Raw genomic sequence first — 8,403 nt, 5'->3', positions numbered from 1 at the left:
TCAAAGATCTAAATGATCCCCTGATTCCGGGGCTTTTTGATTAATTGTTTAACTCGTCCCATTTTAACGGGACACTAATGATCTCAGTTATACAAAGATTCTAGAGGGTACAAAGAGTATATGGACAAAATAAAAGAAATTCTGCTTTACAACAAAGCTGTACCGAATCATTTACATACGAGTATATTGTCGCTTAATCCATGTCATATAATAACAACAAACTATGATGATCTTATAGAACAAGAGCTTAACAATCAATTTTTACAATATGATATTGTAAGAGAAGATAAGGATATACCACAAATTGTATATCCAAATGTTCTTGTTAAAATGCATGGAGATTATATTACTAATAATATCGTTCTTACCGAAACGGATTATTATAATTATCCCCATAAATTTCCCCTTATACGTGCATTTGTACAATCTGTATTTGCAAGTAAACTTGTGCTATTTGTAGGTTTTTCATTTGCAGATTTAAATCTTAAAATGATATTAAATGAGTTACAAAATATCTTGTCAGAGAATATGCAAAGAGCCTACCTGTTATCATGCGAGGAACCGGATTTTGTGACAAAACAATATTTTGAGAAAAAAGGAATCAATATACTTTATTTTAATGAAAAAGAAATTGATGAAATTAAAGGAGAGGGATATAAATCGAATAATTTAAGTGGGATAGGTCTCTTAACAGACAAAATACTCTTTGCAATTAACCATTATAGTGCAATTCCTAAAAAAGAACTGGCAGAATACCTTTATTCTCGAATTACGCCCTATAGTCAAGAACTACGTTCTTTGGGGGAGGGATTGATTTATTTTTTCCCTAATTATAGAAATATCAATTGGTACACAAATTCAAAAGGATTACAAACAAGTCTTTCATATTTCAGAAATTTAGCAAAAGAACTTGATTCTAACTCAAAGAAACGACATTTTTTGGCTAATCATCGTTCCATAGATTTAAAAACTTTATTACAAGCTGCATGGTATAATTGCTTGAACGAAATTGATGGTTTGCAAATTCTTGATAGTAAATTCTATTCTAATATAAATTATTACATTCCAGAAACAACAATAGATTTTATCTATAAATTTGATTATCCAAAAACATGTGACAGAATAAAATTGTTACGTGGAAAAACTATTCAATATACTGTAGATGATTTAGAATTACCATTTACATTATATTTATTAGGAGACTATTGGGAGGCATATCAAATATATTTAAAACTATTACCACTATACTGGAATCGCCAAAAATATATTTTATACTTCATCTGCAGATATAATATTTGGGCTATTCAAAACGGTATTAAATCAGAGAAAGCATTTGATCGAAGTTTTAATGCTGAAAAAGAACTTGAGTTAGCATATATATATGAGTTAGAAGATATATTGAATAAATTACCCTTAGATAGAGAAATAAAAAAAATTTTCCAGGATTTAATATCCTACAAATATATTGGCAATCATCTTATAAAAACAGAAGATTTAAAACAAAAAATATTCAAACAAAGAAAGTCTGCAGAAAAAGGAGGATGGTCAATAAATAGCAACATTATAATACTAATGTCTTTATATCAACGTGAGAGCATCTTTTCATTAGCAAACTATATCATTTGCGATAATAGTATGTATTATAAATCCATTTGTTATAATACTGCATTTGGAGTATTAAATAGTTTTGCTACCCATCCAAATAATATATTTGGTGAAGACATTGAAGGGACAAAAATTAAATTTCTAGATAGCTTTATGTTAAGATTGTTAATCTTTAATATAGAGACTCATCAACTTATTTCGATTCTTAATGATTACGATATAATAACTTTATCATACAACAATTCTGGCATCAAATATATTAACACCTGCTTAGAAAATATTAGTAAATACCACTACTTGTTTAATGACGATGCATTATTTTATAATCCCTTAAGTAATTTTTTAATGCTAATTTCTAAATCTCAAATTGAGGAGATTAATATTAATGATCTCTATAATGTAGTGTTAAAGTATTGGAGATTCTCGTATCAAATAGGATATCAAACAATAAATCTACTTATTAAGCAATATCCTCCACATGAAAAAGAAGCCAAAGAACTTATTAGTTGTATATTATACAACTCTTATGCTCCTAATTCTTACATTGAAGGCTTACTATTATTAATTGAAACACTAAAAACAAGAGCAATAGAATTTACAGATATACGTATTAATGAAATAAATCAAAAAGAAAAAGCCACTGCATTATCATTGCTTTATCCAATCATACCAACATCTCTAAAAAATATAGTACAAAAGATTTGCCTAGATAATATTGATGATTTTTTTAACTATATACATTTTATTTTTTACAATAATATTCATAATTATTCTACAGAACGATTTAATAAGTTACTAAAACAAGAAGGTAATAATATCAATCAACATCATTGCTTTATTTTAGCAGAAATAAGAGGAAATGAGGATTTCTATAAATTGCATAAAATTATAGATGATTTATCAAAAGACAATGATTGCATGAGATTCTTTCTCTCACCAAACAACTATTCATCACCCGAAAAAGTCGAAATTGACTGGATTTTAAAATTTAATCATAATGAAAGAGAATGTTTTTTTAAGAATGAAATATATAGAAGAAAACTAAAAGAATACCTTCAAACTAAGACATTAAGTAAAGATTCTCGCAATCACCTTATTGAATTCCTTTGATGATATAAAAACGATAAGTTCTATTAAAGATGTTTATGATACAAGACAGAATATACAGTTACTTTGAGCGCAATCCTCAACTACATGTGCTCTTTATCTTCGACAAGATGGGCATTATCCAGACAGAGCTTGAAGACGTAAAAGATTGGTCAGAAGGATATGTCTATAAAGTGTTCGATGGCGCTTGGTTCAATACAAAATATGCCATAGAGAATACTTGGAAGGACAAACGCGTCGTGCTGCTCTTTCCTGTGGGAACCTATCCTCATTCAGAAGAACAGCAGCTACAGTTTCCATTGCTCGATATGCTTAAAGCCAACATGGAATATAAGGAAGACGACTATGCTTCATATATGCAGCAGTATAATCTGCCGGAGCGTTTCCGTGGTTTTATCAAGAAAAACATTGCGGAAATCATGTCCTCCAAAATCCAGAATATCCTCAATGGGCATATCGATTCCGCTACTTTCAGCGAAGACCTTGTTTGCCGGGCTTTCATCTCCAATTACCTTGGCGACAAGAAACTTCTGGACTGGGAAACAATCATTGTAAAGATGATTATCCTTGATGCTACCTGGGAGGAGAAAAAGCGTACGGACTTCTGGCACAGACTTTCAAGAAACTTGGATGCAAGCAAGACAGCTAATGACAAATTGATGAAACTCTTCGGGGTAAGCTATAACCTGAATGCTTCTCAAAAGATGAAAAGCGTTGCCGAATGTTTGAAATACAATTGCATTACACAACTGTTGGATGTAGTGCCGGGGGATTCATACAAACAATATAAAATCAGCAGCTCTGCAGTGCTTGACCAGATAAACAAGATTTATGAATGGGGCACGCACGACCGTCTGCTTAGTGAGAAGTTCATCCAATCCATGAGAATTTTGGCTTCAGATATTAAAGAAGAGGAAATCATTAATATCTATGGCATTGATGCAAACTACTTTTATTATACAGAAGCTCTTTGCTGGCCGATTCTGCAGGAAATAGTTGAAAAGGAATTGATGGCTGATCCGGAAGATGTGAACGACCGTATGCGTGAATTATCCCTGAAACTGCCTGCTGACAGTCATATTCAAATCATTATCCGGTTTATTGAACAGTCGGCCCTGTTTTATATGCAGGTGCGTGGACTGGGGACACTTAAACTTAACAATACGAAGGAATACGTAACTAAATATATTACAGAGTTCTATCTGGTAGATATGTCCTACAGAAAGACACTCGAAGCTTATCATGAACTGATAACCAAAGAGAATCCTATCGAGCTTGTATTGAATGTGGCCAAAAGACAATTAGACCAGGAATATGCGAAGATTGCCAACCTTCTTAATTTGGAATGGCTGACCTGTGTGGAAGAAAAAGGGGCTTGGTTTACGGAAACGGGATTGAAGCATCAGGAGGATTTTTATGCTAACGAGTCTGATTTGAATGTGAAACAGGTAATCATTATCAGTGATGCTCTGAGATACGAAGTGGCTATGGAGTTGATGCAGAGACTGGCCAAGGAAAAAAATATGGCTTCAATCGAAGCCTATCAGGCTATGTTGCCCACGGAAACAAAGTTCTGCAAGCTCTCCCTTCTACCGCATCACTCTTTGGAACTGATTGGTACGGATATGGCGGTGGACGGAGCCGTATTAGCAACTACAGAACAACGGACAGCTCATTTGGATAAATATCGTGAAAGAGGAGTGTGTGTACGTTATGAAGATGTGATGAATGGTGACCAGATTTCAATGCGGGAACTGTTCAAAAGGCCTTTAGTATATATCTTCCATGATACGATTGATGAAGCAAGCCATTCTCAAAGCCCATTTGAGGTAATCAGTGCTTGCCGCAAGGCCATAGACCAGTTGTCTGTATTAATCAAACGTCTGCATGCTACTTGGAATGTGACCAATGTAGTGTTGACTGCCGATCATGGCTTTCTGTACAATGACATGAAATTTGAAGATAAGGACAAGCATAATATTACTGATGCATCAGTAGAGAAAAAAACGAGGTATTATCTCACAGACAGCGATGAATATGTGGAAGGAATCGTCAAATTCCCTCTTGAAAGAGTATCTGCCATAAAATGTCAGATGCCGCTTTGGATAGGCGTACCAGTCGGCACCAACCGACTGGCGGCTTCGGGAGGCTACAACTTTACACATGGCGGTGCATCCCTTCAGGAGATGATTATACCGGTAATCAGGAGTCAGCAGAAACGGACAAACAAGACTGAAAAGGTGGGTATCTCTTTAATGAATCATAACCTGAATATGGTCAGCAGTCGGTTGAAATTCCAACTTATACAATCGGAAGCCGTGAGTATGACCGTGATGGAACGCAAGGTGGTATGCTGCATTTATAACGGTGACGATCCTGTGACTCAGGAAAAGGAACTGACCTTAACAGTACGGATGCAACGAACCTGAATAACCGGGTGTATGAAGTTACGCTCAATTTGCAAAAATCGGTCAGCGCAAGTATGTTGCAGCTTCGTATTTATGATGCAGATGACCGGTTAAATCCGCTTATCCGTGAGACAGTGAAGAATAATACAATGATTGAACAAGATTTTTAGGAGCATAATATATGGATTCACAGCAGAAAGTATTAAATGCCTTTATTGGCAAGGTGGTAAGAAAAGATCTGGCGTTTTTGGTTAAGGGGGGACTTCCTGTACCGACTTACGTACTGGAATACTTGCTTGGCCAGTATTGTGCCAGTGATGACGAAGAAATCATTAACGAGGGCCTCGAAAAAGTAAAGGAGGTTATCCAGCATAATTATGTACATCGCGCAGAAGCAGAGTCGGTAAAAGGACTTATCCGTGAGCATGGCAAACATCGTATCATTGATAAAGTGACGGTGGTGCTTAACGAAAAGAATGATGAGTATCAGGCTACTTTTGCCAACCTTGGATTGACGGGAGTACCTATCGGAACAGACTATGTGCGCAAGAATCCGAAACTTCTGAGTGGCAACGGAGTATGGTGCATCGTCACCATTGGTTATATCAGTGGAGAAGATGTAAAAGTGAGATGGGAGATTCAGACTCTGAAGCCTATACAGATTTCAAATATCGATTTGCAAGAGTATATTGACCTGCGCAAGAATTTCACTACGGAGGAATGGATGGATTTGCTCATGCATACGGTAGGGTTAAATCCGGACTCCATGAACCGACGGGAAAAATTTATCACGCTTGCTCGCCTCCTCCCCCATGTGGAGAATAACTTCAACTTTGTGGAGCTTGGTCCTAAAGGAACTGGTAAGTCGCATGTATTTCAGGAACTATCACCTTATGGTGTACTCGTATCGGGCGGAGATGTGACTAGTGCACGTCTCTTTGTCAAAATGCAGGGAAACAAAGAAATTCTGGGTCTTGTGGGCTATTGGGATGTAGTGGCATGGGATGAATTTGAGCAGCAGAAAGGACGTAACGTGGATGCCGTGCTCATTGATACCATGCAGAATTATCTGGCCAATAAATCGTTTAATCGTGGCAAGGGAACGCATGAAGCCAGTGCCTCGATGGTGTTTGTAGGAAATACAAAGCATACTGTCCCTTTTATGTTGAAGAATACGCATCTGTTTGAATCCATACCTGCCTCTTTCATCAAAGGTGCTTTTCTTGACCGAATCCATCTGTATAATCCCGGATGGGAGATTAGAATGTTGAAAAAAGACAGCTTCTCCAAAGGTTACGGACTTATTACTGATTACATTGCTGCGGTGCTCCATGCCCTGCGCAATGATGACCGTACGGCAGTTTTGAAAGACTATGCCAAATTCGACGGCTCTCTTTCAGAGCGTGACCATCTGGCCATCCGCAAGACATTTTCTGGAATGATGAAGTTGCTTTATCCTGATGGAAAGATGACTGACGAGGAAGCGTACGAATTGGTTGATTTTGCTGCTGAAGGTCGTAAACGTGTAAAGGATCAATTATATGTAATTGACGAAACTTTCAATGCCGAACCAGCCAAATTCAAATATATCAATCTAAAAACAGGTATAGAAATGAATGTTGAGACATTGGAAAAAGTAAGCAATCCTCTTATAATTCCAATAAACTCAACGATAAGTACAGCGACTGGGAAGCTAACCGATGCAGAGGCTCAGCCTTTGAATGAAGAAAATACAGAAACATGCTCCGTAGAGGAAGAAAGAAACTCGAGCTGTCAAATTGCAAAGCGCCCCCGTATCCATATTCTGCAAGAAAAGAGCATGACCTTTAGAATGGGACAAACCGGTGTGAGTTACGAGAAATTATTTGCTCCTTATATGGCAGGAGCAAATAGTATCACAGTGGAAGATCCCTATATACGCACTTCATGGCAAATCAAGAATTTTATGGAATTTGCTTTAATGCTCATCAATACTCGCCCAGTAGATGACTTGAAACTCAATCTTATTACTAATGAAGAGGAAGAAAAAATTCCTGAGTTGATAGACAAATTTGACGATATCAAAGATGACCTGGCATCGTACGGCATTGAGTTTGAATATAAATTCAGAGATTTCCATGATAGATGCATCAAGACTGACACAGGGTGGACAATCATGCTTGGACGCGGATTGGATATTTTTGAGAAATACAATACTTACTCTATCGCTTCGTCCAGACAAGACATGCGTAAGTGCAAGGAGTTCACAGCCACATTTATAAAAACAAAAGCTATTTCGAATTAAAAGAATCAGTTCAAAATAGAAGTTGAAACAGCTTGTATTTCATCTTCCGCCATTCGGGTATAAATATCCGTAAAACGTATACACATGCCATAATATAAAACGGTTAATTTTGCCACAGGAAATCAGAAAAATACAAACCGTTAAACTCATTGCATGATGAAAATACAAATGCTCCTTGCGCTTGCCGCATGGGTAATAAACAGTACAACGATTATGGCACAGGAAACTATCAAACAGACGGCTGGACGCGACCAGCTGGGAGAATTTGCTCCTAAATTCGCGGAATTGAACGACGACGTACTTTTCGGGGAGGTGTGGAGCCGGACCGACAAACTCGGGCTGCGCGACCGTAGCTTGGTGACCCTCACTTCACTCATCAGTCAGGGCATCACCGACAGTTCGCTGACTTACCACTTGCAGACGGCGAAGCAGAACGGCATCACCCGTACGGAAATCGCCGAAATCATTACGCATATCTCCTTCTATGCCGGATGGCCAAAGGCATGGGCTGCTTTCCGTCTGGCCAAGGAAGTGTGGGCGGAAGACACTACTGGAGACGATGCCAAGGCAGCCTTCCAGCGCGAGATGATTTTCCCTATCGGAGAACCTAACACCGCGTACGCGAAGTATTTCATCGGAAACAGTTACCTGGCTCCGGTATCCAAGGAACAGGTGCCTGTATCCAATGTGACTTTCGAACCGGGATGTCGCAACAACTGGCACATCCACCGGGCTACCAAGGGTGGCGGACAGATGCTGATTGGCGTGGCCGGACGCGGCTGGTATCAGGAAGAAGGCAAACCGGCCGTACAGATTCTGCCGGGTACGGTAATCCACATTCCGGCAGGTGTCAAGCACTGGCACGGAGCGGCTGCCGACAGCTGGTTCGCACACCTGGCCTTTGAGGTGCCGGGCGAAAACACGTCGAATGAATGGCTGGAGCCGGTTTCCGACGAAGAATATGGTAAATTGCAATAATCTATCCAGCATCACCGGTTG

At 38.2% G+C, this 8,403-nt stretch carries 4 protein-coding genes; all 4 read left to right on the top strand.

The features are described from left to right. The first annotated feature begins 120 nt into the window (after positions 1–120). The 4 genes from OCV81_RS14425 (at position 121) to OCV81_RS14410 (ending at position 8,382) form a co-directional block, all read left to right on the top strand. Positions 121–2,715: an SIR2 family NAD-dependent protein deacylase gene (locus OCV81_RS14425; RefSeq protein WP_148330663.1), complete on the top strand. Its 2,595-nt coding sequence runs from the start codon at positions 121–123 to the stop codon at positions 2,713–2,715. Positions 2,716–2,750: 35 nt separating this feature from the next. Next, positions 2,751–5,141 (top strand): PglZ domain-containing protein, encoded by a 2,391-nt coding sequence (locus OCV81_RS14420; protein WP_262640376.1) that lies wholly within the window; start codon positions 2,751–2,753, stop codon positions 5,139–5,141. Positions 5,142–5,301: 160 nt separating this feature from the next. After that, complete coding sequence (brxL, locus tag OCV81_RS14415; protein ID WP_148330662.1) at positions 5,302–7,404, top strand: BREX system Lon protease-like protein BrxL; 2,103 nt, start codon at positions 5,302–5,304, stop codon at positions 7,402–7,404. A 156-nt stretch (positions 7,405–7,560) separates the two neighbouring features. Continuing rightward, the gene (locus OCV81_RS14410) at positions 7,561–8,382 is read left to right on the top strand and encodes a carboxymuconolactone decarboxylase family protein (protein ID WP_148330665.1); all 822 of its coding nucleotides are present in this window, start codon (positions 7,561–7,563) and stop codon (positions 8,380–8,382) included. Positions 8,383–8,403 lie beyond the last annotated feature (21 nt).

It is taken from the genome of Phocaeicola fibrisolvens (assembly GCF_025567125.1).
Lineage (GTDB): Bacteria > Bacteroidota > Bacteroidia > Bacteroidales > Bacteroidaceae > Phocaeicola > Phocaeicola fibrisolvens.
The sequence above is the reverse complement of the archived record's forward strand: the minus strand, read 5'-3'. Positions and strand labels throughout refer to the sequence as shown.